25 protein-coding genes are annotated in these 25953 nt (G+C 71.2%); 13 read left to right on the top strand and 12 right to left on the bottom strand.

All coding sequences use genetic code 11. The features are described 5' to 3' along the window. Window positions 1–62 precede the first annotated feature (62 nt). The 5 genes from AQJ67_RS07385 (at window position 63) to AQJ67_RS07365 (ending at window position 4124) form a co-directional block, all read left to right on the top strand. Window positions 63–788: a GntR family transcriptional regulator gene (locus AQJ67_RS07385; protein WP_062717233.1), complete on the top strand. Its 726-nt coding sequence runs from the start codon at window positions 63–65 to the stop codon at window positions 786–788. 132 nt (window positions 789–920) lie between these two features. After that, window positions 921–1991 (top strand): Ldh family oxidoreductase, encoded by a 1071-nt coding sequence (locus tag AQJ67_RS07380; RefSeq protein ID WP_062717232.1) that lies wholly within the window; start codon window positions 921–923, stop codon window positions 1989–1991. Beyond that, a complete protein-coding gene (locus tag AQJ67_RS07375; protein WP_062717231.1) occupies window positions 1988–2290 on the top strand; it encodes a putative quinol monooxygenase in 303 nt (100 codons plus the stop codon). Before AQJ67_RS07380 ends, AQJ67_RS07375 begins: the two co-directional genes overlap by 4 nt. A gap of 14 nt (window positions 2291–2304) precedes the next feature. Beyond that, a complete protein-coding gene (locus AQJ67_RS07370) occupies window positions 2305–2742 on the top strand; it encodes a cupin domain-containing protein (RefSeq protein WP_079055819.1) in 438 nt (145 codons plus the stop codon). Beyond that, entirely contained in the window at window positions 2739–4124 is a 1386-nt protein-coding gene (locus AQJ67_RS07365) for an aldehyde dehydrogenase family protein (protein ID WP_062717230.1), read from the top strand. Before AQJ67_RS07370 ends, AQJ67_RS07365 begins: the two co-directional genes overlap by 4 nt. 63 nt (window positions 4125–4187) lie before the next feature. On the opposite strand, the gene AQJ67_RS07360 is transcribed toward AQJ67_RS07365, so the two are convergent. The 8 genes from AQJ67_RS07360 to AQJ67_RS07325 all read right to left on the bottom strand — a co-directional run bounded on the left by AQJ67_RS07360 (window position 4188) and on the right by AQJ67_RS07325 (window position 11684). After that, window positions 4188–4673 carry a GNAT family protein gene (locus AQJ67_RS07360; RefSeq protein ID WP_062717229.1) on the bottom strand — a complete coding sequence of 162 codons (486 nt, stop codon included), beginning with the start codon at window positions 4671–4673 and terminating at the stop codon, window positions 4188–4190. Between the two features lie 33 nt (window positions 4674–4706). After that, on the bottom strand, window positions 4707–6281 hold the full coding sequence (locus AQJ67_RS07355; RefSeq protein WP_062717228.1) for an acyl-CoA synthetase: 1575 nt from the start codon (window positions 6279–6281) through the stop codon (window positions 4707–4709). A 45-nt stretch (window positions 6282–6326) separates the two neighbouring features. Next, the gene (hcaB, locus tag AQJ67_RS07350; RefSeq protein WP_062717227.1) at window positions 6327–7145 is read right to left on the bottom strand and encodes a 3-(cis-5,6-dihydroxycyclohexa-1,3-dien-1-yl)propanoate dehydrogenase; all 819 of its coding nucleotides are present in this window, start codon (window positions 7143–7145) and stop codon (window positions 6327–6329) included. Between the two features lie 3 nt (window positions 7146–7148). Further along, on the bottom strand, window positions 7149–8015 hold the full coding sequence (locus tag AQJ67_RS07345; RefSeq protein ID WP_062717226.1) for an alpha/beta fold hydrolase: 867 nt from the start codon (window positions 8013–8015) through the stop codon (window positions 7149–7151). Between the two features lie 14 nt (window positions 8016–8029). After that, complete coding sequence (locus AQJ67_RS07340) at window positions 8030–8587, bottom strand: 3-phenylpropionate/cinnamic acid dioxygenase subunit beta (RefSeq protein ID WP_062717225.1); 558 nt, start codon at window positions 8585–8587, stop codon at window positions 8030–8032. A 216-nt stretch (window positions 8588–8803) separates the two neighbouring features. Continuing rightward, window positions 8804–10018 carry an NAD(P)/FAD-dependent oxidoreductase gene (locus AQJ67_RS07335; protein WP_062717224.1) on the bottom strand — a complete coding sequence of 405 codons (1215 nt, stop codon included), beginning with the start codon at window positions 10016–10018 and terminating at the stop codon, window positions 8804–8806. After that, window positions 10015–10359 (bottom strand): bifunctional 3-phenylpropionate/cinnamic acid dioxygenase ferredoxin subunit, encoded by a 345-nt coding sequence (locus AQJ67_RS07330; protein ID WP_062717223.1) that lies wholly within the window; start codon window positions 10357–10359, stop codon window positions 10015–10017. The genes AQJ67_RS07335 and AQJ67_RS07330 overlap by 4 nt, the downstream gene beginning before the upstream one ends. After that, complete coding sequence (locus tag AQJ67_RS07325) at window positions 10356–11684, bottom strand: aromatic ring-hydroxylating dioxygenase subunit alpha (RefSeq protein WP_062717222.1); 1329 nt, start codon at window positions 11682–11684, stop codon at window positions 10356–10358. Before AQJ67_RS07325 ends, AQJ67_RS07330 begins: the two co-directional genes overlap by 4 nt. 273 nt (window positions 11685–11957) lie before the next feature. Here AQJ67_RS07325 and AQJ67_RS07320 point away from each other — a divergent pair, with 273 nt between their 5' ends. Both AQJ67_RS07320 and AQJ67_RS07315 read left to right on the top strand, forming a co-directional pair. Next, entirely contained in the window at window positions 11958–13319 is a 1362-nt protein-coding gene (locus tag AQJ67_RS07320; protein ID WP_062717506.1) for an MFS transporter, read from the top strand. Between the two features lie 245 nt (window positions 13320–13564). Beyond that, window positions 13565–14410 (top strand): IclR family transcriptional regulator, encoded by an 846-nt coding sequence (locus AQJ67_RS07315; protein ID WP_062717221.1) that lies wholly within the window; start codon window positions 13565–13567, stop codon window positions 14408–14410. Between the two features lie 56 nt (window positions 14411–14466). Here the strand turns inward: AQJ67_RS07315 and AQJ67_RS07310 are convergent, their stop codons facing one another. Then, on the bottom strand, window positions 14467–15078 hold the full coding sequence (locus AQJ67_RS07310; RefSeq protein ID WP_063807290.1) for a helix-turn-helix domain-containing protein: 612 nt from the start codon (window positions 15076–15078) through the stop codon (window positions 14467–14469). 142 nt (window positions 15079–15220) lie between these two features. Here AQJ67_RS07310 and AQJ67_RS07305 point away from each other — a divergent pair, with 142 nt between their 5' ends. The 3 genes from AQJ67_RS07305 (at window position 15221) to AQJ67_RS07295 (ending at window position 18216) form a co-directional block, all read left to right on the top strand. Beyond that, complete coding sequence (locus AQJ67_RS07305; RefSeq protein WP_062717219.1) at window positions 15221–16204, top strand: zinc-binding dehydrogenase; 984 nt, start codon at window positions 15221–15223, stop codon at window positions 16202–16204. An 11-nt stretch (window positions 16205–16215) separates the two neighbouring features. Next, the gene (locus AQJ67_RS07300) at window positions 16216–17154 is read left to right on the top strand and encodes a 3-carboxyethylcatechol 2,3-dioxygenase (protein ID WP_062717218.1); all 939 of its coding nucleotides are present in this window, start codon (window positions 16216–16218) and stop codon (window positions 17152–17154) included. 348 nt (window positions 17155–17502) lie between these two features. Next, window positions 17503–18216 (top strand): VOC family protein, encoded by a 714-nt coding sequence (locus AQJ67_RS07295; protein WP_062717217.1) that lies wholly within the window; start codon window positions 17503–17505, stop codon window positions 18214–18216. A gap of 40 nt (window positions 18217–18256) precedes the next feature. Here AQJ67_RS07295 and AQJ67_RS07290 read toward each other — a convergent pair whose 3' ends face one another. Beyond that, window positions 18257–18439, bottom strand: coding sequence for a hypothetical protein (locus tag AQJ67_RS07290; protein ID WP_062717216.1), 183 nt, complete (start codon window positions 18437–18439; stop codon window positions 18257–18259). A 294-nt stretch (window positions 18440–18733) separates the two neighbouring features. On the opposite strand from AQJ67_RS07290, the gene AQJ67_RS07285 reads away from it, so the two are divergent. Beyond that, window positions 18734–20374, top strand: a complete 1641-nt coding sequence (locus tag AQJ67_RS07285) for a B12-binding domain-containing radical SAM protein (protein ID WP_062717215.1) — start codon at window positions 18734–18736, stop codon at window positions 20372–20374. Window positions 20375–20513: 139 nt separating this feature from the next. Here the strand turns inward: AQJ67_RS07285 and AQJ67_RS07280 are convergent, their stop codons facing one another. After that, window positions 20514–21878, bottom strand: coding sequence for a cysteine desulfurase (locus AQJ67_RS07280; protein WP_062717214.1), 1365 nt, complete (start codon window positions 21876–21878; stop codon window positions 20514–20516). Beyond that, entirely contained in the window at window positions 21865–23256 is a 1392-nt protein-coding gene (locus AQJ67_RS07275; protein WP_062717213.1) for a family 2B encapsulin nanocompartment shell protein, read from the bottom strand. The genes AQJ67_RS07280 and AQJ67_RS07275 overlap by 14 nt, the downstream gene beginning before the upstream one ends. Window positions 23257–23672: 416 nt before the next feature. Here AQJ67_RS07275 and AQJ67_RS07270 point away from each other — a divergent pair, with 416 nt between their 5' ends. Next, window positions 23673–25595: a polymorphic toxin-type HINT domain-containing protein gene (locus tag AQJ67_RS07270; RefSeq protein ID WP_107122803.1), complete on the top strand. Its 1923-nt coding sequence runs from the start codon at window positions 23673–23675 to the stop codon at window positions 25593–25595. After that, entirely contained in the window at window positions 25585–25917 is a 333-nt protein-coding gene (locus AQJ67_RS07265) for a hypothetical protein (RefSeq protein ID WP_062717211.1), read from the top strand. The genes AQJ67_RS07270 and AQJ67_RS07265 overlap by 11 nt, the downstream gene beginning before the upstream one ends. Window positions 25918–25953: the final 36 nt, after the last annotated feature.

Raw genomic sequence — 25953 nt, 5'->3', positions numbered from 1 at the left:
GGGTCGCTCCGTCGGGCGTAGTCTGTATACAGACGGATGTGCAGGAATGGACAGGGAGTCTCATGGCCCGGGCGACTGGCAAGAGCGAAGCGGTCTACGAGCGGCTGAAGGGCGACATCGAGTCGCTGCGGCTGCGGCCGGGCGCCAAGCTCGGCGAGGTCCAGTTGGCGGAGGAGCTGGGCGCTTCGCGGACGCCTGTGCGGGAGGCGATCCGGCGGCTGGCCAGGGAGGGGCTGGTCGACTTCGTGCCGGGGGAGGTGGCCCGGGTGGCCGCGATCTCGCTCGGCGGGGTGCGGGCGTTGTTCGAGTTCCGGATGCTGCTGGAGCCCCGGGCCACCGCCTCGGTGGCCATGACCGGTCCGGCGGACGAGCGGGTGCCGGCGCCGTTCCGTGAGCTGCTGGAGCGGCTGGAGGCGTTCGACGCGTCCTTCCGCGCGCTGGACTCCGTAGAGCAGGCGACCTCGTACCAGGAGTTCTACGACATCGCCGAGGCCTTCGACCAGGCGGTCATCGCGGCCTGCCGCAACCCCTACCTCGCCCGCACCATCCGTGATCTGCGCAGCCAGACCGTACGTCTGCGCCATCTCTCGCACAGCGGTCCGCGTCGCATGCTGACCTCGCTGGAGGAGCACCGCGCGATGCTGAAGGCGGTCACACAGGGGGACGCCCAGGCGGCTGAGGCGGCCTGCCGGCACCACCTCGCGCAGACCCTGCAAGCCCTCATCGACGGCCTGACCAGCCAGGATCTGGCCCCCGGCACAGATGTGTCGCTGGACATCGCAGGCTGAGGCACCCCGGTCAGGTCCGACGGGGGCGCCGGGACACCCGCGCCTCCCGACCTTGGTTTCTCCATAAACAGTCCTGTATACAGGAGTGGATACATGTGGATACATTGATCGCCCGATGTGAGAGGCCGCCCCATGCCGCACACCGTCGGCGCCGCCGACCTGGCGGGTTTCGCCGCCGCCACCGCCGAGGCGCACGCCGTCCCGCCCCGGGACGCCCGTCTGCTCGCGGACACACTGGTGACCGCGGAACTGTGGGGACACGCGTCCCACGGAATGCTGCGTCTGCCCTGGTATCTCGACCGCCTCGCCAGCGGAGCCACCACGGCGGTCGCGGACCCGCGGGTCGTCAGCGACAACGGCGCCGTGGTCGTGGTCGACGGCCGTCACGGACTCGGCCAGGTGCTCACCGACCAGGCGGTGGCCCTGGGCGTGGAGCGCGCCCGCCGGCACGGCATCAGCGCGGTCGCCGTCCGCAACTCCGGGCACTTCGGGACCGCCGCCTACTTCACCCGCAAGGCCGCCGAACAGGGCTGCGTGGCGTTGCTGGCCACCAACGCCAGCCCGGCCATGGCCCCTTGGGGCGGCAGGGAGAAGCGCGTCGGCACCAACCCGTGGTCGATCGCCGCCCCCGGCGGCCGCTACGGCACCGTCGTGATGGACATCGCGAACACGGCCGCGGCACGCGGCAAGATCTACCACGCCAAGGAGCGCGGCGAGCCGATCCCCGAGGGCTGGGCGGCCGACGCCGAGGGTGTGCCCACGACCGATCCGCGGCGCGCGATCGAGGGCCTGATCCTGCCGATGGCCGGACACAAGGGGTACGCCATCTCCTTCATGTTCGACGTCCTGGCGGGCGTACTGACCGGCAGCGCCTTCGGTTCGGCGGTCGTCGGCCCCTACCGCTCCACCGGCCGCAGCGGCGTCGGCCACCTGCTGATCTGCGTCGACATCCGTTCCATGGCCGACCCGGCGGAGTTCGAGCAGCGGATGGAGACCCTGATCGAGGAGACCAAGTCCACCCCGGCCGCGCCCGGCACCGCCGAGATCTTCGTTCCCGGCGAGCCGGAGATCCGCACCGCCGAGCGCCTGCGCACCGAGGGCATCACCCTCGTCGACGACACCTGGGCCGCCCTCGCCACCATCGCCGCCACCGTCGCCGTACCTCTTCCCCGTTCCCTCACTCCCCAGGAGCCGCCCGCATGATCGCGCTGACCGTGTCCCTCCAGGTCGTCCCCGGCTGCCGGGAGGATTTCCTCAAGGCCATCGAGGACAACGCCGAGCGTTCCTTCACCGACGAACCCGGCTGCCGCTCCTTCGACGTCGTCTGCGACATGGCGGACGATCACCACTTCGTCTTCCACGAGATCTACGACGACGAGGCCGCCGTCGACGCCCACCGCGCCGCACCCCACTTCAAGATCTGGCGCGAGGCCGCGGCGAAGTACGTCGTGCCCGGCAGCCAGGTCAACACCCTCTCCCGCCGCCTCTTCCACCACTCCTGAACGGAGCCGCCTTCATGTGCACGCACCACCCCGCCGAGCCCAACCTGCTCATCCACCCCGACGAGGTCGAACGCTTCGACCGCGGCGGAGGCGTGGCCACCATCCCCTACGTCGGCAAATGGAACTCGGAGAACGCCGTCGTCACGACCGGCCAGACCGTCTTCCAGCCCGGCACCGGCCTGCCCCTGCACAGCCACAACGTCGAGGAGTCCGTCCTCATCCTCGAAGGCGAGGCGACCGCGGAGATCGACGGCGAGTTCTTCCACCTGGAGGTCGGCCAGGCCACCTGGGTCCCGGCCGGCATCCCGCACCGGTTCCTCAACCGCGGCGAGGGCGTCATGCGGATCTACTGGGTCTACGGCGGCCGGGACGTCACCCGCACCATCACCGCCACCGGCGAGACCTTCGAGCACCTCTCCGCGCACGACAAGGGAGGGGCACCCACCGCATGAGCCGCACCATCCGGACCCTCGACCCCACCACTGGCGAGCCGACGGCCACCTACGAAGGCTGGGACGCCGACCGCGTCGAGACCGCCGTGGCACGGGCCCACACCGCGAGCCGCACCTGGGCCCTGGTGCCGGTCGCCGAGCGGGCCGCCCGCGCCGCCGACCTCGCCCGGAGCCTCCGCGAGCACAAGGACCACCTCGCCTCACTGGCCGTCGCCGAGATGGGCAAGCCGGTGCGGGAGGCCGAGGGCGAGGTCGAGAAGTCCGCGGTCACGGCCGAGTACTACGCCCGGCAGGGCCCCGCGATCCTCGCCGACGAGCGCGTCGAGGTCGACGGAGCGAAGGCCTGGGTGGCCTACGAGCCCGTCGGACTCGTCCTGGCCGTGATGCCGTGGAACTTTCCCGTCTGGCAGGTCATGCGCTTCGCCGTCCCCTCCCTGGTCGCGGGCAACGGCGTCCTGCTCAAGCACGCCTCCAACGTCACCGGAAGCGCGCTCGCCCTCCAGGACCTCTTCGTCGAAGCCGGTTTCCCCGAACACCTGGTGACCGCTCTCGTGCTCGCCGACACCGACGTACCGGACACGACCGCCCGGCTCATCGAGGACGACCGCGTCGCTGCCGTCACTCTCACCGGGAGCAACCGGGCGGGCGCGGCCGTCGGTGCGGCGGCCGGACGCGCGGCGAAGAAGTCCGTGCTGGAACTGGGCGGCTCGGACGCCTTCGTGGTCCTGGACGACGCCGATGTCGAAGCGGCCGCTGCCGCCGCGGTGAAGGCACGCTTCACCAACTCCGGACAGAGCTGCGTGTGCGCCAAGCGGTTCGTCGTCGCGGCCCCCGTGGCGGACGCGTTCACCGCCGCGTTCGTGGCCGGAGTCGAAGCCCTGCGCCTCGGGGACCCGCGTGAACGGCACACCCAGATCGGCCCGCTCGCCCGCGACGACCTGCGAGCGGCGATCCAGCGGCAGGTCGAGGACTCCCTCGCGGCCGGCGCCCGCCTTCTGACTGGAGGCAAGCCGGTGCCAGGCGACGGCTTCTTCTACCGGCCCACCGTCCTGGCCGACACCGGCCCCGGAATGCCCGCCTTCGACGAGGAAACCTTCGGCCCACTCGCCGCCCTCACCGTCGCCCGGGACGACGACCACGCCGTACGGCTCGCCGACGCCTCGTCGTACGGACTCGGCCTCAGCATCTGGACGGCCGACCCGGACCGCGGCGTCGCCCTCGCCCGCCGTATCACCAGCGGAGCCGCCTTCGTCAACGCCGTCGTCGCCTCCGACCCCCGCCTGCCCTTCGGCGGCACCAAGCGCAGCGGCTACGGGCGTGAACTGGCCGCCGCGGGCATCCGCGAGTTCACCAACACGCGCACCTATTGGGTGACCGCTTGACCGCCCGACCGGCGCCTGGATGTTCCGCCCCCAAGGATGCGCTCGGCCAGGTCGGAACCGCGTTCAGTGAGGCATGTCGTCGAGAGCCGTCGACACACCCGTCACGGACGGCGGCTCCGCCGTGTACAGCACGACCGAGCCGTCGGGCAGGTCGGCCTCGGTCACTCGGCGGAATCCCGCGGCTTCCAGGGTGAGCTGGGTCGCGGAGTCGCACTCGGCCGGTGCGGCGATGATGCGGCGGCAGCGGGGGTCGGCGGTGAAGAGGGCGGGCAGGAGGCCGCGCAGCAAGTCGGTGATCGGGGCCACCTCTGTCGCAGGGGTGACGGAGAGGACGAGGTCATGGGCGCCGAAGGGGTAGCAGGCGCGCAGTGGGTGGTGGGGTACGCGGTGGATCTCCAGGCGGACGGGCGGCCCGGCGTCGCAGGTGGCGGTGTAGGCGCGGGCGCCGCGACGGGAGGCCTCGGCGGGGTCAGTGGTCGGCCGTAGTGCCCAGCCGCCGGCGCGGGGCGGCAAGGACGGCGCCGGTGGGGCGTCGAGGACGAGGGCCATGGCATCGGGCTCCGCGATGGTGTGAGGGGTGGGTCAGTGAGTCGAGGCGGTCTGCTGCTCGACCCAGCGTCGGAGTTCGGCCTTGGCGAGCTTGCCGCTGGCGTTGCGGGGCAGGCGCTCGGCGATCAGGACCCTGGTGGGGAGCTTGTAACGGGCCAGCTCCCGGCCCGCGAAGTCGCGGACGTCGTCCACCGTGGGCTCGGTACCGGGCTCGCAGGTGAGGACGGCGAGGACCGTTTCGCCCCACTTGGGGTCGGGGACACCGATGACCGCCGCCTCCAGAACGCCGGGGTAGGCGTCGAGGACCCGTTCCACCTCGGCCGGATAGACGTTCTCCCCGCCGCTGATGATCATGTCCTTGAGGCGGTCGACGATGTAGTAGAGACCGTCCTTGTCCCGATGGGCGATGTCGCCGGTGTGGAACCAGCCGGCGTCGTCGAAGGCGGCGCGGGTGGCGTCCGGGTTGTTCCAGTAGCCGGGGGTGACGTTGGGACCGCGTACACAGATCTCGCCCCGGGCGTCGACGTCATGGATCCTGGCGCCCGTGCCCGGGTGGGTCAGACAGACCTCGGTGTACGGCATGGCGGTGCCGGCCGAGCCGGTCTTCTCCAGGGTGAGCCCGGCCGGCAGGTAGGTCGCGAACGGCGCCGTCTCGGTCAGCCCCCACGCCTGCTGGAGCAGGACGCCCCGCTCGCCGTAGTCCCTGATCAGCTGCGGCGGCACCGGGGCACCCGCCACGATGGCCGACCGCAGGGCGGAGAGGTCGGCCGTGCCGAAGCCGGGCACACGGGCCAGGGCGGCGTACATGGCCGGGACGGCGAAGAAGCTGGTCGCGCGGTACCGGACCAGGTCGTCGAGGCACTGCTCGGGGTTGAAGCCGCGGCGCAGCACGACCGTGCCGCCGCGCAGCAGGGTGCGCAGGGTGAGGGCGTTGAGGCCGCCGATGTGGAAGAGCGGGGCGACGGCCAGGTTCACGTCGTCGGCCCGGGTGTCGACGACGCTGTCGACGTTGACCGCGTTCCACCAGATGTTGCCGTGGGTCAGCATCACACCCTTGGGCCGCCCGGTGGTGCCGGAGGTGTACATGAGCATCGCGAGGTCGGCGTCGTGCAGGGCGGCCCGCTCCCGCGCGGCCCGGCCCGCGCCCAGCAGCTCCGACAGCGGGATCCAGGGGGCCGGGGGCGCCTGCGTCGCCGGGCATGACGGGTCGGTGTCGACCAGCAGGTGCCGGCGGGCCGGCACCTCGCCCAGGACCGACTCGACGAGTTCACGATGGCCCTCCTCCACCACCAGCGTGTGGGCGCCGCTGTCGACCAGGATGTGCTGCACCTCGTCGGCCGCGAGCCGGAAGTTGACCGGGACGAAGACCGCTCCGAGGTGGGCCGCCGCGAGGAACGTCTCGAAGAACGTCACGCTGTTGAAGCCGAGGTAGGCGATCCGGTCACCACGGCGCAGCCCCTGCTCGGCGAGTGCGGCGGCGAAGGCGGCCGCGGTGTCGTCGAGCTGGGCGGCGGATATCTCCCGCCCCTCGTAGACCAGGGCGCTGGCGGTACGCGACCGGGCTCTGCGGTGCAGCGCCGTGGCGGGACTGATGTCGACGGCGGCCATACGGCGGCTCCTTCGATGGCTGTCGAGCGGACGGACAGGGGCGGGTCAGAGGCCGGCGCCGCCGGCGGGCGTACGGAAACCGCGGACGGCGATGCCGCCGTCGGCGGGGATGACGGCTCCGGTGACGGTGCCGCTGTCGGTGCGGGAGGCGAGCAGGACGTACGGGCCGGTGAAGTCCTCCGGCTCCACCCCGGAGTCGTACAGGGGGATGAGCGGTGGCTGCCGCCGGCCCGACGCCTCGTTTCTGGCGAAGGACGCGGCCAGCGTACGGTCCTGGAGGCCGAGGCTCTCCGGTCCGCGCAGCTGCGTGCGCATGCCGCCGACGGCGACGCCGTTGACGCGGACCCTGGGTGCCAGCTCGTAGGCGAACTGGCGGAGCAGGCCGAGACAGGCGTGCTTGCTGGCGGTGTAGAGCGAGCCGCCGCCGTCGGTGTGGAAGGAGGCGTTGGACAGCGTCATGACGATGCTCCCGCGCGTGTCGACCAGCTCCCGCCAGGCGGCCTCGACGGCCAGGACGTAGCCCTTGACGTTGACGGCGAAGATCTCGTCGAACGCCTCGGAGAGCTCCTTGCCGGTGAGCCGGGTGATGCTGCGGTGGTAGTCCCAGATCCCGGCGTTCGGGACGAGGACGTCCAGCTTGCCGAACCGTTCGACGGTGGCGTGTACGGCATCGTGGAGATCCTCGGGGGAGCGCACGTCCCCGGGGATGGCGAGGACGCCGTTCGGGAGGTCGCCCAGGTGTTCCGCGTCCCGGTCCAGTACGGCGACCTGTGCGCCCTCGGCGAGGTAGCGCAGGGCGACCGCGCGGCCGATGCCGGAACCGCCGCCGGTGATCAGGGCGACCTCGTCCGTCAGCCAGCCCATGGGTCAGTGCTCCTTGAGGAAGTCGGTGACCAGGCGCTCGAACTCAGCCTGCCGCTCCAGCTGCACCCAGTGCCCGCAGCCGCCGAAGACGTGCAGCTGGACGTCACGGATCTGCTTGAGCATGAGCTGGGCGCCGTCGAGGGTGATGGTGCGGTCGTCGCGGCCCCAGAGCAGGAGGGTGGGCGCCTTGATCTCGTGGACGCGCTGCCAGAGCGGGTCCATGCCGTGCCGCTTGGCGAAGGCGGCGTTGTAGGCGTGGTAGAAGGCGATGTGGGACTCGTCGAGGGACGCCTCGTAGCGGGCCTGCGCGGTGTCCGCCCAGCGCTTGGGCTCGGCGGTCATCACCCCGATGAAGTCCCGCATCTTCTTCAGGGTCGGGCCCTCACCGTTGTAGTAGCGGAACATGGCCTTCTGGCCCTCGGTCGGGGTCGGCCCGAAGGGTAGCCAGCCGCCGCCGGGCGCCATGAGCACCAACTTCTCGACGCGCTGCGGGACTTCGAGCGCGAGGGCGATCGCGGCGGCGCCGCCGAGGCTGTTGCCGAGCAGGTGGCAGCGTTCGATGCCGAGGGCGTCGAGGGTCTGTACGAGGGCGTCGACTGTGATCTCGGTGATGCTGCGGGCGTCGAGGTCGGCCTCGGTGGGTCGGTAGCTGCCGCCGAAACCGGGCTGGTCGGGAAGCACGACCCGGAAGTGCGGGGTCAACGCGGCGAGGTTCTGGTGGTAGTTGGCCACCGCGCCGGCGCCGGGGCCGCCGCCGTGCAGCATCACCAGCACCGGTCCCTCGCCGGCCTCGCTGACCGCGATGGTTCCGAGCGTGGTCTGCACGGTGTGCTCGACGAGCTTCACCTCTGTGGTCTCTTCAGTGGTCACGAGCGAGCTCCGGTTCACAGGAAGGTACTGATGTTCTTGGCGAGCAGGACGTTCTGGTCGAGCAGGATCGTGCGGCGGGCGATCAGCAGCCGGCCGTCGTCCGGCTCGCGGCGCAGGACGTCGGTGCGTCCGCCGGCGTAGAGGTCGACCTCGCGTTCCAGGCGGTTGCGGTAGCAGAGGAAGGCGGACTCGGCGACGTACTCGCCCGCTTCCTCGCCCGCTCGCACGGTGATGTTGGTGATCAGATGCCGGGTGCGGGACGGCGGGTCCTCGGCCCAGGCCATGCCGGAGTCGAAGCGTCGGATCCGCCAGGCCAGGCTCGCCTTGGTTTCGTCGAAGATCGCGACCTCGCCGGGCGCGCCGTCGGCCAGGGCCTGCTGCCGTCGCAGCCGGTTGGTACGCACCGGCGCCCAGTAGTGCAGGTCCTCGGCGAAGAGCTCCAGCCAGTCGGCGTAGCGGTGCTGGTCGAGGAGCTGCGCCTCGACGGCGTAGAGCCGCTGCACCTCGAAGTGAAGCCGGATGTCGGCTCCGGTCACCGTGTCGGTGACCTCGTCGGTCGGGTGAATGCTCATCGGTGGGTCCTCCTGCGGCCGCGCCGGGTGGTGACAGTCCAGCGCGGAAGGGGGTGAATGCGGGAGCGGATGTGCCGCTGAACGGCACAGCGGGGGGCGGTGACGCCCTGAGGGGCGCGGGGCAGTGTTGGATCTTGCGGCTTCCGCCGCGTGGGCGCGGCGCGACCAGCCCCAGACGGTCCGCAGACGCTGAAGACACCGCACTCGGCAGACGAGTCAGCGTTTCAACAGCGTGCGCAGATCCGCGCTCTCGTCGGACAGCACGCCCTCGTCCACGACGACACCTCGATCGACGATTCGCCGCGCGGCCTTGATGTCCCGAGGCCGGTCCACGGCAGCGGCGGCCACCACCCGGTCACCCCGCAGCCCGAACACGGTGAACGCACCGGTGTCCACAGCCCCGCGCAACACTCTGCGCTCGGCGTCCGCCATGCTCCCGACCGCCTCCAGCCGTGAACCATGCCGGTCGGACCAGAACCAGGAAGCGCCCGCCTCGGGCACCGCAAGCCCGAGAACGCCGTGTGCGACCGCCTCGCCGTCCCGCTGTGCGGCCTCCCAGTGCTCGTGGCGTACGCGGTGCCCGTCACGACGGGCCACGTCGCCGACGGCGAAGACGTTCGGGTGGGAGGTCCGCTGCCCCGGGCGGACGACGATGCCGTTGTCCACGATCAGCCCGGCGGACTCGGCGAGTTCGATGGCCGGCCGGATGCCGATGCCGGCCACGACCGTGTCGACGGCCACGGAACCGCCGTATCCAGAAAGGCGCACCAGGAGGCCACCGGGGCGGCGCTCGATGCGTTCGACGCCGGCTGTCAGGACCTCAATGCCCTCGGCCGAGTGCCTGGAGTGCAGCGCGCTCGCGATCTCGTCCCCGACCACCGCGGCCAGCGGGACCGGTACCGGGTCGATCAGCGTGACGCGGCAGCCCAGAGCGTGCGCGACGGCCGCGGTCTCCGCCCCGATCAGCCCCGCCCCGACCACCGCGACCCGGGCCCCGGGCAGCAGCCGTTCACGGAGGCGTTCGGCGTCCTCCCAGGTGCGCAGCGCATGGACGCCGGGGTCGTCGCCGCCGGGCACCGGCAGCGCGCGCGGAGTCCCGCCCGTTGCCAGCACGATCCGGTCGGCGGTGGCACGTGTCCCGTCCGCCAGCTCCAGACCGCCCTCGCGCGGACGGATCGCCCGGACCGGGGTGCCGTCGCGGAGTTCGATGCCCTTCTCGTCGTACCACTGCGCGGGCCGCAGCAGGACGTCCTCGCGGCGGGACTTGCCGAGCAGGACGTCCTTGCTGAGCGGCGGCCGGTCGTACGGCAGCCCGTGCTCGGCGGAGTACAGGACGAGTTCGCCGTCGTAGCCCCGGGCGCGCAGGGCGTCGCAGGTGGAGACGGCGGCCAGGCCCGCGCCGACGACGGCGATACCGCGGGGGGCGCTCATCCGGCGGACTCCTCGCCGGGGTGCAGCCAGACCTCTCCGTCCCGTACCTCGACCCGGTGGGTGCGCTGGGCGAGGGTGGCGGGCATGCACTGCGGTTCGCCTGACTTCAGGCAGAAGCGGGCGCTGTGCAGCGGGCACTCGACCTCGCCGCCCTCGATCCAGCCGTCGGAGAGGGAGGCCTGGCCGTGGCTGCAGGTGTCGTCGAGGGCGTAGTAGGCGCCGCCGTCGTGGAACACGGCGATGGCGTCGGCCCGGCCGGTGGTCTCGGCGGGCACCTTCAGCGCCTCGCCCTCCTCGATGTCGCCGACGGCGGCGACGCGAACAGCGCTGTTGGTTGTCATCGGGTGTCCTTCTCGTGCCAGGCGGGCGTGTTCATCAGGTCGCGCCAGCGGGCGTAGAAGCCGCGGGCGGCGCCGTCGCTGTAGAGGCGGCCGGTGGTGCCGGGGTGGACGCCGTCCTCGGCCTCAAGACCCAGCCCCATCTGGTAGTTGAGGGTCATCGAGCCGGAGACGAAGCCGTGCGCGGTGGCCTGGACCTCGCTCCAGTTCTCGCCGTCGTCCTGCTCGAAGATGCCGGTCGGCCCGAACGTCCGCAGGTTGTAGACGCGTTGGGCGTCCTTCACCTCGTCCGGCATCGACCTGTCGACGAGCGTCCACGCCCAGACCTCCATCCGGTCCGGGCCCTTGGGGTGCCAGACCCGGATGGAGCCGTTGACGGGGAGGTAGGAGAAGTTGGGGAAGACGGTGGCGTGGCCGGTGGTCATCGGGCCCTCGACCCGGGCGTCGCCGAGCCGTTCGCGCAACGCCTCGTAGTCGTAGTGGCCGTGGACGACGCGGTCGTCGAAGCGGCTCTTCGGGTGGGTCGGGAAGCCGTGGCCGTGGCCGAGCGGGTCGGTGTACTGGCGGCCCGGCGTCTGCACGATCTCCGTCTTCGGCCCCTTGCCGGTGGGCGACATGACCATCAGCGCGGAGGCGTGCGAGATGTTGACGTGGTACCAGTCGGAGGCGAACTGCTCGGCGGCGAGCTTCCAGTTGCCCTCCAGCACCCACTTGTGCACCCCGCCGACCACCTCGGTGCCCTCCGGGTCGCGGTCGAGCATCGCGTCCATGTACCAGGTCATCCCGCCCAGCGCCTCGACCAGCGGGGGCGCCTGCGGGTTCCAGGTCGCGAAGACCAGCCCCTTGTACGTGTCGAGCTGCGCGACCTCGGTCAGACCCCACTGGTCCCGGTCGAAGTGGGCCGGATAGTCCTCGCCGTTGGGGACGTTGACCAGCCTGCCCGAGGTGTCGTACGACCAGCCGTGGTAGCTGCACGTGAACGCCTTCGTCGCCCCCGCGTCGGCGCGGCACACCCGCATGCCCCGGTGACGGCAGGCGTTGAGGAACGCGCGCAGCCTGCGGTCCTTGCCCATGGTGACGATGACCGGGTCCTCGCCCATGTACGTGGTGAAGAAGTCACCGGGCTTGACGAACTGGCTCTCGTGCGCGAGGAACAGCCAGCTCGGTGCGAAGACGCGGCGCAGCTCCTGCCGGTACAGGGCGGGGTCACCGAAGATCGTGCGGTCGACGAGCCCGTGGTCGAGGTCGAAGTACGGGCCGACGTCGACGGCCGGCTCGGGGACGCGGGCGAGGCGGTCCACCGGTCGGCGGACGGGGGTGGATGTCATCGCTGGATCTCCTCGGACACCCCGGCCGCGGTGCCGCGCACCGGAGCGGTGGTGTCTTGTCGCTGCATGAGCCCAGCAGACGGCACCCGGGGACGGCCGGGCCAGCCACTGTTCCGTGGTGCGGCACAACGGTGTCGGTGGCTCCGTTTGCCTCGTGCCGCACAGCGGCACATGCCTCCGCCAACCGGTCAGGGGGTCCCTACAGTCCCGGCGCAGTCCCCAGTTGTGTCCTGGATCACGCCGGATCAGGACCTGATCGGAAAGAGCCGCTCCATGTCCGAGACCACCAGCAGCGCCGCACAAGCGGACGCTGCCAGCCCCGCCGCCGCGCCCGCCGCGCGGAAATCCGATGTGTCCCGGGTCGCCGTGGCGAGCCTGGTCGGCACCATGATCGAGTACTACGACTTCGCCGTGTACGGCACCGCGGCCGCGCTGGTGCTCGGCCCGGCCTTCTTCCCCTCCGGCAACGCCACGCTCTCCACCCTGGCCGCCTTCCTCACCTTCGCCGCCGCGTTCCTGGCCCGCCCGGTCGGCGTGGTGCTCTTCGGCACCATCGGCGACCGCGTCGGCCGCAAGCGGGCCCTGGTCCTCTCCCTGGTGGTGATGGGCGTGGCCACGGTCGGCGTGGGCCTCCTCCCGACATACGAGACCGCGGGCTTCGTCGCGCCCGTGCTGCTGATCGTCCTGCGGTTGCTCCAGGGCGTGAGCATGGGCGGCGAGTGGGGCGGGGCGGTGCTGCTGGCGGCCGAGCACGCGCCGCCGGGGCGCAGGGCGCTGTTCGCGTCGATTCCGCAGGCCGGCCCGCCGCTCGGCTTCCTGCTGTCCAGCGCCGTGATCCTGCCGACGCTGGCCGTCGCGGGCAAGGACGGCTTCGCCGAATGGGCCTGGCGCGTGCCGTTCCTGCTGAGCACCTTCCTGGTCGTCATCGGCCTGTGGGTCCGCAGCCGGGTCACGGAGTCCCCGGTGTTCCGCGAGCGGGTCGCGGAAGGCGGCAAGGACAGGGCCGCCGCCGCACCGGCCCCGCGCTTCCCGCTCGGCGCCCTGGTCAAGGAGTACCCCGGCCGGCTGCTGCTCGGTATCGGCACGGCGATCGGCGGCTCGGCGGTCTACTACCTGACGATCGTCTACAGCCTCTCCTACGGTCCGAAGGCCCTCGGCATCCCGCAGAACACCGTGCTGACCGCCGCGAGCATCGCCGCCGCTGCCGGAGCGGCGGCCACCGTGCCGGTGGCGCGGCTGGCCGACCGGGTGGGCAGACGACCGGTGATCCTGGCCGGTGCCGTCGGGTGCGCGCTGTGGGCCCTGCCCATGTTCGGCTCCCTGAAGACCGGGAGCGGGGTGCTGATCAGCGGGGCCTTCACCGTGGGGCTGGTGCTGTTCACCCTGATGTTCGCGCCCGTCGCGGCCTTCCTGCCGGAGCTGTTCCCGGCCCGGCTGCGCTACACGGGAGCCTCGGCGACCTTCATCCTCGCCAACACCCTCGGCGGCGGCTTCGCCCCGCTCGTCGCCACCTGGCTGACCGCCCACTGGCCGTCGCCGTACGTCCTCGGGATCTACGCCGGCGGGCTGTGCCTGGTCAGCCTGGGCTGTGTCCTGGCCCTGCCGGAGACCCGGGACGGGGAGTTCGACCGCTGAGGCGGCGGTCACCGCAACGCCCGCGAATCCCCTCGCCGCCCGTCGTGCCGCTGCCGGCATGACGGGCGGCGCTGTCGTCCCGCGCGGAGGGGATCCGGCAGGGCGCGGCGGGCATCCGTGCCGGGCCCCACGAACGAGCCCCGATGTGGAGCTGACGAGGCGGTTTACAACTGCATTGCCTGTCTCCTATGTTGGACACGCGTCCACTTCAATGGTCGCCAGGTGCCTCACTCCTCGGAGCCCTCATGTCTCTTCCCGCCTCCCTGTCCGAGCCTGCCGAACCCCCCTGCGGGACGGCCGCCCCCGACCAGCAGACCGCGGTCGACAAGGCGCTGGTCCTGCTGAAGTCGCTCGCCGAGGAGGACCGCGAGATCGGCGTCAGCGAACTGGCCCGCCGGGCCGGGCTCACCAAGTCCACCGCCTTCCGCCTGCTCGGCATCCTTCGGCGCAACGACCTGGTGGAACGGGTGGGGAGCAACTACCGGCTGGGCACCCAGCTCATCGACATCGGCAACCGCGTCTGCGGCCCGACGCCGATGCTGCTCCAGGAGCGACTGCTGCCCTACCTCGCGGATCTGTACGAACTGACGCATGAAACGGTGCACCTGGCCGTGCTGCGCGGCACCGAGATCGTCTACGTCAACAAGATCCACGGCCACCGGGCGGCTCGCTCACCGTCCCGGATCGGCGCCCGGCTGCCCGCGTACTGCACGGGTGTCGGCAAGGCCCTGCTCGCCTTCGACCACGACGCCACCGAGGCGGCCGTCGCGGCGGGCCTGTCGGCGCGCACCGAGTACACCCTCACCGATCCCGGCAGCTTCCGCGCCGACCTCGGACGCATCCGCCAGGACGGCATCGCCTACGACCGTCAGGAGGCCGTTCTCGGTCTCACCTGTGTCGCCGTGCCGATCCTCGGACCGGCGGGGCGGCCGGTGGCCGCGCTCTCCGTCGCGGGCGCCGACCATCGCTTCGACCCGGCACGCTTCGCCCCGGCCCTGCGCCGCGTGGCCTACGCGGCGACCCGGGTCGTCACCGCCGCCAAGGCGCGGCACTCGGCGCCGTCCGGCCTCGACGGACTGCCCGCCGCCTGACCCCGGGCGGGAGGCCGTGGCCCGGAAGGGCACCGGCTCGGCGGCCCGTGCGGCCGTCAGTGCTGTCCGCCGCCATGGGTCCGTGCGACGTTCGTGCCGCCGGTACCGGGTTGCACGCGCGGCACACTCACCACGATGTGCACCAGGCTCTCCCCCTCCAGTGACTCGTACACATGCGGCCGGTCGCCCGGGTAGCGCACGAAGTCACCCGCCGACAGTTCCACCGGACTGTCGGCGGGGCCGACCCGCACCCGTCCGCTGATCACGTACAGATGCTCCAGGGTGCCCACCGGATGCGGCTCGGACGGCCGGCTCGCGCCTTGCGGAGCGCGGCCGACGCGCACCAGGTAGTTCTCGATGACACCGGAGCCGTACACGTGGTCGAGCGTGCGTGACTCGTATCCGCCGTTCTGCTCCCAGACCACGTCGTCGGCCCGCTGCACGGTCATGACCTGCTCCCGTTCGGCCACCAGCCTGGTGACCGGCACGCCGAGCGCCGCCGCGATGGAGAACAGCGTGTCCACCGTGGGGTTGCCCGTACCCTGCTCCAGTTTCGACAGTGTCTGCTTCGCCAGCCCCGCCTGGCGGGCCAACTCGGCCAGGGACAGGCCACGCTGCTCTCTGAGAAGGCGGATGTTGCGCGCCACCACGACGTTTCCTGAGGACACGGGACCACTTTAAGCACGCCGTGCCGCGGGCCCGGCCCCGGCCCGTCCCTCGCACCCCTGCGACACCGTGCACCGCACCGGGTGTGCTGCACAGCGGCACACGGGCTATGGCCCGGTGCCCGGTCGGGGCGAACGTGCACACGTGCTAGCTGCAACCGCCATCTCCCAGAGCGCCACCGACCCGCTGTCGGGGCTGGTGCTGCGCGACGTCCCGGAGCCCCTTCCGAAGCCCGGGTGGTCCCGGGTCCGCGTCGTGGCCTCCTCGCTCAACATGCACGACCTGTGGACGCTGCGGGGCGTCGGCCATCCGCCGGAGCGCCTCCCGATCGTCCTCGGCTGCGACGCGGCCGGATACGACGACGACGGCAACGAGGTCATCGTCCACCCGGTGCTCGGTGACCCGGACGCCGGCCGGGGCGACGAGACGCTGGACCCGGGCCGGGCGCTGCTGTCCGAGCGGCACGACGGTGCCTTCGCCGAGTACCTCACCGTTCCGACCCGCAACCTGGTCCCCAAACCGTCGTGGCTGTCGTTCGAGGAGGCCGCCTGTCTGCCCGTGGCCTGGACGACGGCCTACCGCATGCTGTTCACGCAGGCCCGGATCACCGCGGGCGACCGGGTACTGGTGCAGGGCGCCGGCGGCGGCGTCGCCTCCGCCGCGATTCTGCTCGCGGTGGCCGCGGGCGCCGTCGTCTACGCCACCAGCCGCAGCGAGTCCAAGCGCGCCGAGGCCCTCTCCTGGGGCGCGCGAGCGGCGCTGCCCACGGGGGAGCGGCTGCCGGAACGTGTCGACGTCGTCGTCGAGACCGTCGGCGAGGCGACCTGGTCGCACTCCCTGAAGTCCCTGCGCCCCGGCGGCACGCTCGTGATCGCCGGCGCCACCAGCGGCACCAACCCGCCCGCCGACCTGGGCCGGATCTTCTACCTCCAGCAGCGCATCCTCGGCTCCACCGGCTGCACCCGCGCCGAACTGGTCGCGATGCTCCGCATGCTCGACGCGACCGGCGCCCGCCCCGTGATCGACCGCACGCTGCCCCTCACGGACATCCACAAGGGCTTCCAGCTCATGATCGACGGCGGCCTCACCGGCAAGCTCGTCATCCACCCGCCGGCTCCCCGGAGTTAAGGACCACCACCATGACCGCAGCCGCCGTAGGGCTGTCCCACTCACCGCTCATCGGCAAAAACGACCCGGAAGCCGACGTACTGGCCCGGGTCGGCAAGGCCGTCGACGGCGCGAAGGCCTTCGTCCGCGACTTCGACCCTGAGCTGGTGGTGCTGTACGCGCCCGACCACTACAACGGCTTCTTCTACAAGGAGATGCCACCGTTCTGCCTGGCCACCGAGGCACACGCGGTCGGCGACTTCGGCTCGCAGGCCGGCCCGCTCTCGGTCGACACCGACGCCGCCAGAGCCCTGGCCCAGGGTGTCCTCGACCGTGGCGTCGACCTCACCGTCTCGGCCCGGATGACCGTCGACCACGGCTTCGCGCAGCCCCTCGAAGTGCTCTTCGGCGGCATCGACCGCGTCCCCGTCGTGCCTGTCTTCGTCAACGGCGTCGCCACCCCGCTGGGCCCGGTCAGCCGTATCCGGGCGCTCGGCACGGCGGTCGGGGAGGCCGCCGCCGCCCTCGATCGACGCGTGCTGTTCCTCGCCTCCGGCGGGCTCTCGCACGACCCGCCCGTACCCGTGCTGGACGGCGCGCCGCCCCGGGTCGCCGACGCGCTCATCGAGGGCCGCCCCCCGACCCCCGAGCAGCGCGCGAAGGGCGAGCAGCGGGTCGTCCAGGCGGGCCGCGACTACGCCGCAGGATCGACCGCGATGATCCCCGTCAACCCCGCCTGGGACAACCGTCTCCTCGACCATCTGGAGAACGGCGAGCTGGCCGAGTTCGACTCCTGGACGGTGGCCGGGATGGCGCGGGAGGGCGGCGGCTCCGCGCACGAGGTCCGCAGCTGGATCGCCGCGTTCGCCTCCCTCGCCGCCACCGGCCCGTACGCGATGACGTCCCGCTTCTACGAGCCGATCCCCGCGTGGATCGCCGGGTTCGCCGTGGCGACGGCGCGGGAGAGGTGACCGGCGCGGACCCTCGTACTGGTTGTACGTGGGTCTGCGCCCGGCACGCCGAGAGTGCGTGCATGGCGTCGTGCGGCAGGCGGGAATTTGACTACAGGGCGTAGGCACGGACGCCGGTCGGGCCGGTCGTGCGGCGCCAACTCGGCGTCTAACAGCGGGGCTTCGGCGCCGTGCCGCTCTGTGGCACCTCCACGGCGACGCCGACGCGCGCGCTGGCGTGCAGCATGGCCCGGCCGCGGAAATACTCGGCTGCGATCGAGGGCGACCCACTCATAGGATTCTCGTTCGAGGCGCTGACCCGGCGCCCTGCCGATGGCCGGCACTCGACGACCGAGGACGCGTGGCGCAATGAGCAGCCGACTCTTCGCAATCTCCTTCGACGCGCACCACCCCGAGCGCCTGGCGCGGTTCTGGTCAGGTGTCCTGGGCCTGGAGCAGGCCGAGAAGTCCGACGACGGCGCCACCCTGCTGTCCGGGAACGACGCCGGCTACCGCCTCGGCTTCCGCACCTCCCCGGCGCGGAAAGTCGCCCAGAACCGGCTGCACTTCGACCTGACCAGCTCCTCCGCGGAGGACCAGCGGGAGACCGTGGCCAGGGCGCTCGGCCTCGGCGCGCGGCACGCAGACGTCGGCCAGGGACCGGACGCCTCCCATGTGGTGCTCGCCGACCCCGAGGGCAACGAGTTCTGCGTCATCGAGTCGGGGAACAACTTCCTCTCCGGCTGCGGCTTCATCGGAGCGCTCGCCTGCGACGGCTCCCAGGCCGTCGGGTACTTCTGGAGCGAGGCGCTGGGCTGGCCGCTGGTCTGGGACCAGGACGAGGAGACCGCGATCCAGTCCCCGAACGCCGGTACGAAGATCACGTGGGGCGGTCCGCCGCTGATGCCGGATCCCGGCAAGGACCTGCACTTCGACCTCGTGCCGGACGACGACCAGCAGGCGGAGGTCGAGCGCCTCGTCTCGCTCGGGGCCAAGCGCCTCGACTCCGCTCACGGAGGGGACGGCGCGGTGCTGCTGGCCGACCCCGACGGCAACGAGTTCCGTGTGCTCGGGCGCCGTTGAGGCACGTGCGCCTTGTGCCGTCCGTGCTGGTGACGGCCGTTCAGTCGTCGCCCCTGACGATGTTGTCCTGCGTCGCGCCCCTCGGCTGACCGCCGTCCCCGTCCGCCGCCATGGCCCGTACCCAGGTCCGGATCTCGCGTCCGCGCAGCCGGCGGGCCCTCGCCCACCCCGTCTCGGGCCGACGTACGGTGTTCGCGCTCGCCTTCCTGACCTGCGTAGTCATGGCGTTTCATCTTCCTTCTGATCCGGTACCCATGGTTCGGTTCGTGCGACTGCTCTCGCCCACATGAGTGATGACAGCCGAGTCCCCGCCCGCCGCGTTCAGAAACCCGCGGCCCCGGAATCGAACGTCCGGTCCCCTCCTTTTTGATGAGCGTTAAATATCTTGGGGAGACGGTTGCCGTTGTTTTGCCACCCCTCGCTTCAGTCCAACTCCCCCTGAGCGCAAGGTAGTACGGGCGCCCGTTCACCTCTCCTCTCCTGCTCTTTCCCACGCGACCGCATCGAGGAAAGCCGCATGAACGTACTCCTGATCTCAGGACTCGGACCCGAGTACCCCAACCACTCCCTCCTGGCAGGCTCCACCTTCGAGGCCATGACGGACCCCGGCCGATTCCCCGACCGTGCCAGGGAGATCTCCGACCTCACCTCACTCCACGCCGACGTGAACGGCGTGCGTCTGCCCCTGTTGCGGCCGCGCACGGGCGCCAGCGGGATCCGCGCGGTCTCCTCGGTCCGGCTCCAGCACGTCGAGAAGGACGACGAGACGGCGACCGCGCCGCATCTCACGACGTTCACCGTCCGCGCCATCCTGGAGGCCGCGGGCGTCGACCACGACCACTTCCCGGCCGAGGGCATCTGGAACGGTTCCCCCGCCGACCCGTCGTCCGGTTCCTACGACGTCGTCCTGCTGTCGACGACGTTCATCTGGGACCGGGCCACGATGGCCAAGGCCGTCGCGTGGATCGAGGAACGGTTCCCGACGGCGATCCTCGTCCTCGGCGGCCAGTACAGCAACCTGAAGTTCCAGCAGATCCTCGACGCCCACCCCTTCGTCCGGTACGTCGTCCGCGGCGACGCCGAGCCGGCCCTGACACCCCTCCTCGACGCCCTGCGCCGGGGCGAGCCGGTGGCCGGCATACCCAACCTGGTCTGGCGCGACGCGGACACCGGCCGGATCCGCCTGACCGGCATCCACTACGCCGACCTGGAAGCGCTGCCTTCGCCCGCCCCGTCGGGAAGATTCCCCGTCATCCCGTACGAGTCGATGCGCGGCTGCCCCTTCACCTGCAAGTACTGCTCGTTCCCCGCCGCGTCCCCGAAGTGGCGCTACAAGTCGGCGGAGAAGATCGCCGGCGACTTCGCCCGCTACCGCGACGAGCACGGGGCGCAGTACATCAAGGCACTGGACTCCACCTTCACCGTGCCGCCCACCCGCCTGCGGGCCCTGTTACCCCTGCTGAGGAACACCGGCGTCGCCTGGGAGGCGTACACACGCGCCAACTCCCTCCGCGACCAGGCGGTCGTCGACGCACTGGAGGAGGCCCACTGCCGGGCGCTGGCCCTCGGCTTCGAGTCGATGAACGACACCACGCTGACGTACATGAACAAGAAGGTGAAGGCGCACGCCAACCGCACCGCGTTCGAACTGCTCTCCCGCAGTTCCCTCCACTACTTCGTGTCCTTCATCGTCGGCTACCCCGGCGAGAGCCCCGACCTCTTCGAGGACACGAAGTCCTTCCTGGTCAACGAGTACTCCGGCCCGTTCGCCCTCTACGTCTTCATGCTCAACGACGAGACGATGCCGGTGTGGCAGGACGCCGAGCGCTTCGACCTGAAGGTCCACGACGCGGACGGCGACGCCGAGCACTGGTCGCACACGGGCATGGACAGCGCCACCGCCCGCCGGCTCCAGCTGGAGACCCTGCGCGAGGTCCGCTGGAAGAACGACCGCGCCATCCAGCGCACCTGGCAGCGCGACTACGAACTACCCCTGCTGCCGGACCGCTCCGCCGCCGAGAACTCCGCCATCGAAAAACTCGTCGACCGCCTCGGCATGGCAACCGCCGACTTCCCGACCCAAACCACAGCGGCCACCCACCGAGCCGACCTCCTCGGCCAACTGGCACCCCACGGGGTGACGTCGATGGGGGCGTGACGCCCGGGGGGGGCGACGTCGGCAGCGGGGGCGGGGTGCTCGCCGCACGGGTTGCCCGGTGCCAGGCCCAACGCGGGGAGCGGGGTCCGCCCGGCCGCCGTCGGCCGTGCGGACCCCGTTAGGACAGGTCCTCCCGTCGTCAGGTGCTCTGCTGCAGTCTGCGCAAGGACGCGACCAGTTGGTCGACTTCGGCGGAGGTGTTGTAGAGGGCCAGGGAGGCGCGGGCCGCCGAGGTCAGTCCGTAGTGGGCGAGGGCCGGCTGGGCGCAGTGGTGGCCGGCGCGGATGGCGATGCCGTCGTGGTCGAGCCAGTCGGCGACGGTGGTGGGGTCGTGTCCCGCGAGGGTGAAGGTGAGGACGGCGATGCGGTCGGGGGCCGAGCCGATCAGGTCGAGGCCGGGGACCGTGGCGAGGGCCTGGAGCGCGTACGTCATGAGGCCTTCCTCGTAGGCGGCCACGGACTCCCGGTCCAGGGACGTCAGCCAGTTCACGGCGGCGAGCAGGCCGATGACTCCGGAGATGTGACCGGTGCCGGCCTCCAACCGGTGCGGGGCGGGCGCGAAGGTGGTGTGCCCGAAGTCCACGGACTCGATCATGTTGCCGCCGCCCTGCCAAGGCGCCAGACCGGAGACGAGGTCCGGCCTCACGTACAGGGCGCCGATGCCGGTCGGCGCGAACAGTTTGTGGCCGGAGAACGCGTAGAAGTCGGCGTCCAAGTCCTGTACGTCCACGGGGAAGTGGGCGACGGCCTGGGCGCCGTCCACCAGGACCTTGGCGCCGTAGCGGTGGGCGAGCGCCGTCATCTCCTTGACGGGTGGGACGGTGCCGAGGACGTTCGACGCGTGGCTGATGGCGACGAGTCGGGTGCGGGAGGAGAGCAGACCGGCGTATGCGTGCTGGTCGATCTCTCCGTCGGGTGTGAGCGGGACCGGCACGAGCCGGGCCCGGGTCTCCTTGGCGAGCATCTGCCACGGGACGATGTCCGAGTGGTGTTCGAGGACGGGGACGAGGATGTCGTCCCCGGGCCCGAGGTCGGCCCGGCCCCAGCTCTGTGCGACGAGGTTGACGGCCTCCGTGGTGCCGCGCACGAAGACGATGCTGTCCGGGCCCGGCGCGCCGAGGAAGTCGGCGACCGCCGCCCGCCCGGCCTCGTACGCCTCGGTGGCCTCGCGGGCCATGGTGTGCGCCCCGCGGTGGATGTTGGAGTTGGCCGCGCCGTAGTACGCGGTCAGCGCCTCGATGACCTGGCGGGGCTTCTGGGTGGTGGCCGCGTTGTCGAGCCAGACGAGGGGGTGTCCGTTGACGGTCCGGTGCAGGATCGGGAAGTCGTGGCGGACGAACTCGGCGGTGAAGCCGCCCGGTTGGCGGGGAAGCGCGGCGGCGGTGTCCGTGGAGCGCGCGGCCGGCGGTGGTGCGGGCGGGGTGAGACCGGGGACGGGCGGCGTCCGGGGTACGTCCGGGGGGTCGATGCCCGGCACGGGCCGCGCGACGTCAGGCGTAGTCATGGTACTTGGCCACCTCGACGTTCTGGAGTACGGCGATGGCGTCGTCCACCAGCACGGCGGTGTTGAAGTAGGCCGTCATCAGGTAGGACGTGATGCCCTTCCGGTCCATGCCCATGTTCCGCATGGACAGACCGGGTTCGATCTCGTCCGGCACGGCGGCCGGCCGCAGTCCCACGACCCCCTGCTCGGCCTCACCGGTCCGGATCAGCAGGATCTTCGTCGTACCGGCGGCCTCGCCCGAGCCGTTCGGGCACGGCACCTTGTCGGAGGGCAGGAGCGGCACGCCCCGCCAGGTCAGCAGCGGGCTGCCGAACCGGCTGTCCGTCACCGGGGGCACCCCGCGCCGCGTACACTCCCGGCCGAACGCGGCGATGGCCCGCGGGTGCGCGATGAAGTAGGCGGGCTGCTTCCACACCCTCGCGAGCAACTCGTCCAGGTCGTCCGGGGTGGGGGCGCCGGTCCGGGGCTGCACGCGCTGGCCTGCCGGGACGTTGTGGAGCAGACCGGAGTCGGGGTGGTTGAGCATCAGGTTCTCCTGGCGCTCGCGCAGGGCCTGGACGGTCAGGTTGGCCTGGGTCCGTGTCTGGTCCATCGGCCCGTTGTAGAGGTCGGCGACCCGGGAGTGCACCATCATCCGGGTCTGGGCCAGCGTCATGTGGTACTCGCGCGGCGCGTCCTCGTAGTCGACGTAGGTGCTCGGCAGGTCGACCTCGCCCACATGACCGCCGCTCAGGTCGATGGGTGCCTCGGTGCCGGGTGCGGGCATGCCGCCCGCGGTGTAGGACCGCACCGAGCCGCGCAGCGCCTCGTCGCGCTCCATGAGCCGGGCCAGCGCGGAACGCTCGACGCGCAGGGCGACACCGGGAGTGACGGCCTTGACCGCGTACGGCATGGGCTCGTCCCGGGTCCACGCCGCCAGGTCGAAATACTGGCCGTCGCCGACGACCTGGATCAGCGCCTCGTCGCCGTACCGCCCGGCTGCGCGCTTCTCGGCGCGGCCCCGGACGATCACCCACAGGTGCTCGGCGAGGTCGCCCTCCTGGACGAGCACCTGCCCGGCCTCGAAGCTCATCTCGGTGAAGGCGTCGGCCAGTTGGCCCAGCAGCGCGTCATCGGACTCGCGCAGATACGGGATCTCGCGTAACTCGCCCTGCACGACGCGGGGACTTCCGCCGTCGCTGTGGCTGCTGATGCGGTCGTCGCCCAGGACGTAGGTGCGGCGCCGGTTGACGCGGTACACGCCGGATGCGACATCGACCCACGGCAGGGCACGCAGCAGGTAGCGCGGGGTGATTCCGCGCATCTGCGGGGTCGTCTTCGTGGTCGTCGCGAGCTGCCGGGCGGCCTCGGGGCTGAGGCTGATGCGGTCGGTCGTCACGGGGGCCTCCTCAAGTGGACTGCTCCGGGAGCGGACTTGCCTGGGAGCGAGCCCGATCGTGCGCCTGACGACAGGGCCTCACAAGATGCGTGGGCCACCGCTCGGCAGGGCTCGGGCTGAAAAGACTCTGCTCCGGGGAGCGCGTGGTGGTGGTCAGCAGCCCCGTGGCTCCGTTCGCCGTCCATGGACGACTTGATCTGGCCCCGTATCGCTCCTTTTAGGGTCTTAAAGGAGCGCTTATGCAACGCCTGTTTGGGGCGCACTTGTATGAATCCGCAATTACTTGACATGGGATGAGTTAAGGTGCATCCGACCAATGGCTACGCGCCAGTAACAAGACAGTCGATCTGTCACGGGGAACGAAGGCCGGACCCGTCGGAGGACACCGACACCGACACGGGCCGGTCAAGGAATGCATGTACGACAAGTTCACAGCAAGAATGGCGACGTTCGTCGTCGCACTGGCCATCCTCTTCACCACGGGTGTGGGATCGGCCGACCGCTCCGCCGCCGTCACGGCGACGGCCACAGCCACGGCCACAGCCACGGCCACGGCCACGGAGCAGAGCAGGGTGGAGCGGCTCGCGGAAGTCGTGCGGAAGGTGTCGCAGTACGCGAACTGCGACCGTCTGCCGTTGCTCCAGCGGCCCCGGTGTCTGAAGGAGTTCGCCGGGAAGGCCGTCAAACTCGGGGCCGGGGTCGGCGTCTTCCTGTTCATCTCGCAGGACGCCATGAGGGACCACGGCGCGAGCTTCAAGGAGCTCGACAAGAACCTCAAGGCACTGCACGACCTCAAGCCGCTGGAGTTGGTGGATCCCGACTCCACCCCTGATCCCGCCCAGCAGGTGAAGCTGCTGGAGCAGGCAGTGAAAACGTTCAAGAGTGCCAGGCCCCACCTCGACAAGCTGGGGACCAACCTGGCCCGGGCGGACGACCTGCTCGGCGACCAGAACGACTCGCTGCTCGCGCTCACCATCCTGACCGTCGCACTCGGCGACTACTTCCCGGACTACACGCCCCCGAAGTACCCCGACGCGAAGCCGATCTTCGACTTCGAGAAGGACCTCGCCGAGCTCAACGCCGCGTTCGACCAGATGAACGAGGGCTTCGCGGAGATGGACCGCGGTCTGCGGGAGATGAACGCGGGCGTCGCCGAGGTCAACAAGGGGCTGGCCCAGGCCAACAAGGGCATCTCCAAGGCCAACAAGGGCATGAAGGAGATGAACGACGGCATCGCCCAGGCCAACAAGGGCGTCAAGGAGGCCAACAAGCACGTACCCGGCATCAAGAAGGGCGCGGAGAAGCTCCGCGACATGTCGGGTCTCGACTTCGACTTCTCCGGCATCGGGGAGACGTGGGGCAGCGGCTCCTCGCTGCTCGACGACGCCGCGCAGCAGCGCCGGATGTCACTGCTGCTGGACCTGCTGCCGGGTGTAGGCGACGGCAAGGGCGTCGTCGAGGCGATCGTCGGCAAGGACGTGGTGACCGGGCAGAAGCTCGGCACCAAGGAGCGGGTCCTCGGCGGCCTGTCGGTCCTGCACTGGCTGCGGGCCGGCGACCGGCTGCTGAGCGCCGACGACGTCAGGAAGTCCCGCAAGGGCGAACAGGCCGTCAGCTGCAACAGCTTCCCCACCGGCACCGCGGTGCTGATGGCGGACGGCTCGACGCTGCCCATCGAGCAGGTACGGGTCGGCGACCGGGTCCTGGCGGGCGATCCGGCGTCCGGTGGCACCAGCGCCGAGCCCGTCACCGCCCTGATCACCGGCCAGGGACAGAAGAGCCTCGTCGACGTCACCGTACGCACCGACGACGGCACCGCCACCGTCACCGCGACCGAGGGACACCCGTTCTGGATCGACGACCTGGGGGCGTGGGCCACGGCCGGGCAGCTGGAGCCGGGTGCCTGGCTGCGCACCAGTGCGGGCACGCGCGTCCAGGTCAGCGCCGTCAAGGCTTGGACGGCCCAGGACCGGACCGTCCACAACCTCACGGTCGGCGACCTCCACACCTTCTTCGTGCTGGCCGGCGGCACGCCCGTCCTGGTGCACAACGCGAACGGGTGCGGCGTATGGAAGTCCGAGTTCGACCGCCTTCCGAAGGGGAAGCAGTCACACGTCAGGGAGATGTCCAGCATCGCGGACATGCGCCGGGCCTTCGAGAAGTGGACCGCGGGCGCCGAGCGGCTGCCGGCCCGCGGGCCGAAGATCCCGGAGGTCTACAAGCTTGCGGACGGCACCGTCATCCAGTGGCGCACGTCGTCCCGGTCCGGCGGCGAGACGATCGACATCTTCCCCGTCACCGGCAAGGGAATGAAGGTGCATCTGCCCGATGGACAGTGAGGCTATCGTCCGTGAGCTCCTCGTGGAGGGGCTCGACGACTGGGTGCCGGTCGACCGGCTGGTCGGACTCGCGCGCGAGGAGAGCGAGCGGTCGGGCACCGACTTCCGCTCCCTGGCGGTACGGCTGCTCGGCGACCTCGTGAAGGACGGCCTGATGGACGTCGGCGAGCTCGGCGACACCGGCTTCGAGCCCTGGACCGGTGACACCGACACCGTCCTGGCCCGGATCGTGGCCGCGCTCGACCAGGTCGACTGGAGGCCTGCGGGCGGCGTCTGCTGGCTCGCGAACACCCCCGAGGGGGACCGCACGGCAACCCGGTGACCCGGGCTCCCGCCTGCACCGACTACCGGTACCGAC

It is taken from the genome of Streptomyces caeruleatus, assembly GCF_001514235.1.
Lineage (GTDB): Bacteria > Actinomycetota > Actinomycetes > Streptomycetales > Streptomycetaceae > Streptomyces > Streptomyces caeruleatus.
The sequence above is the reverse complement of the archived record's forward strand: the minus strand, read 5'-3'. Positions and strand labels throughout refer to the sequence as shown.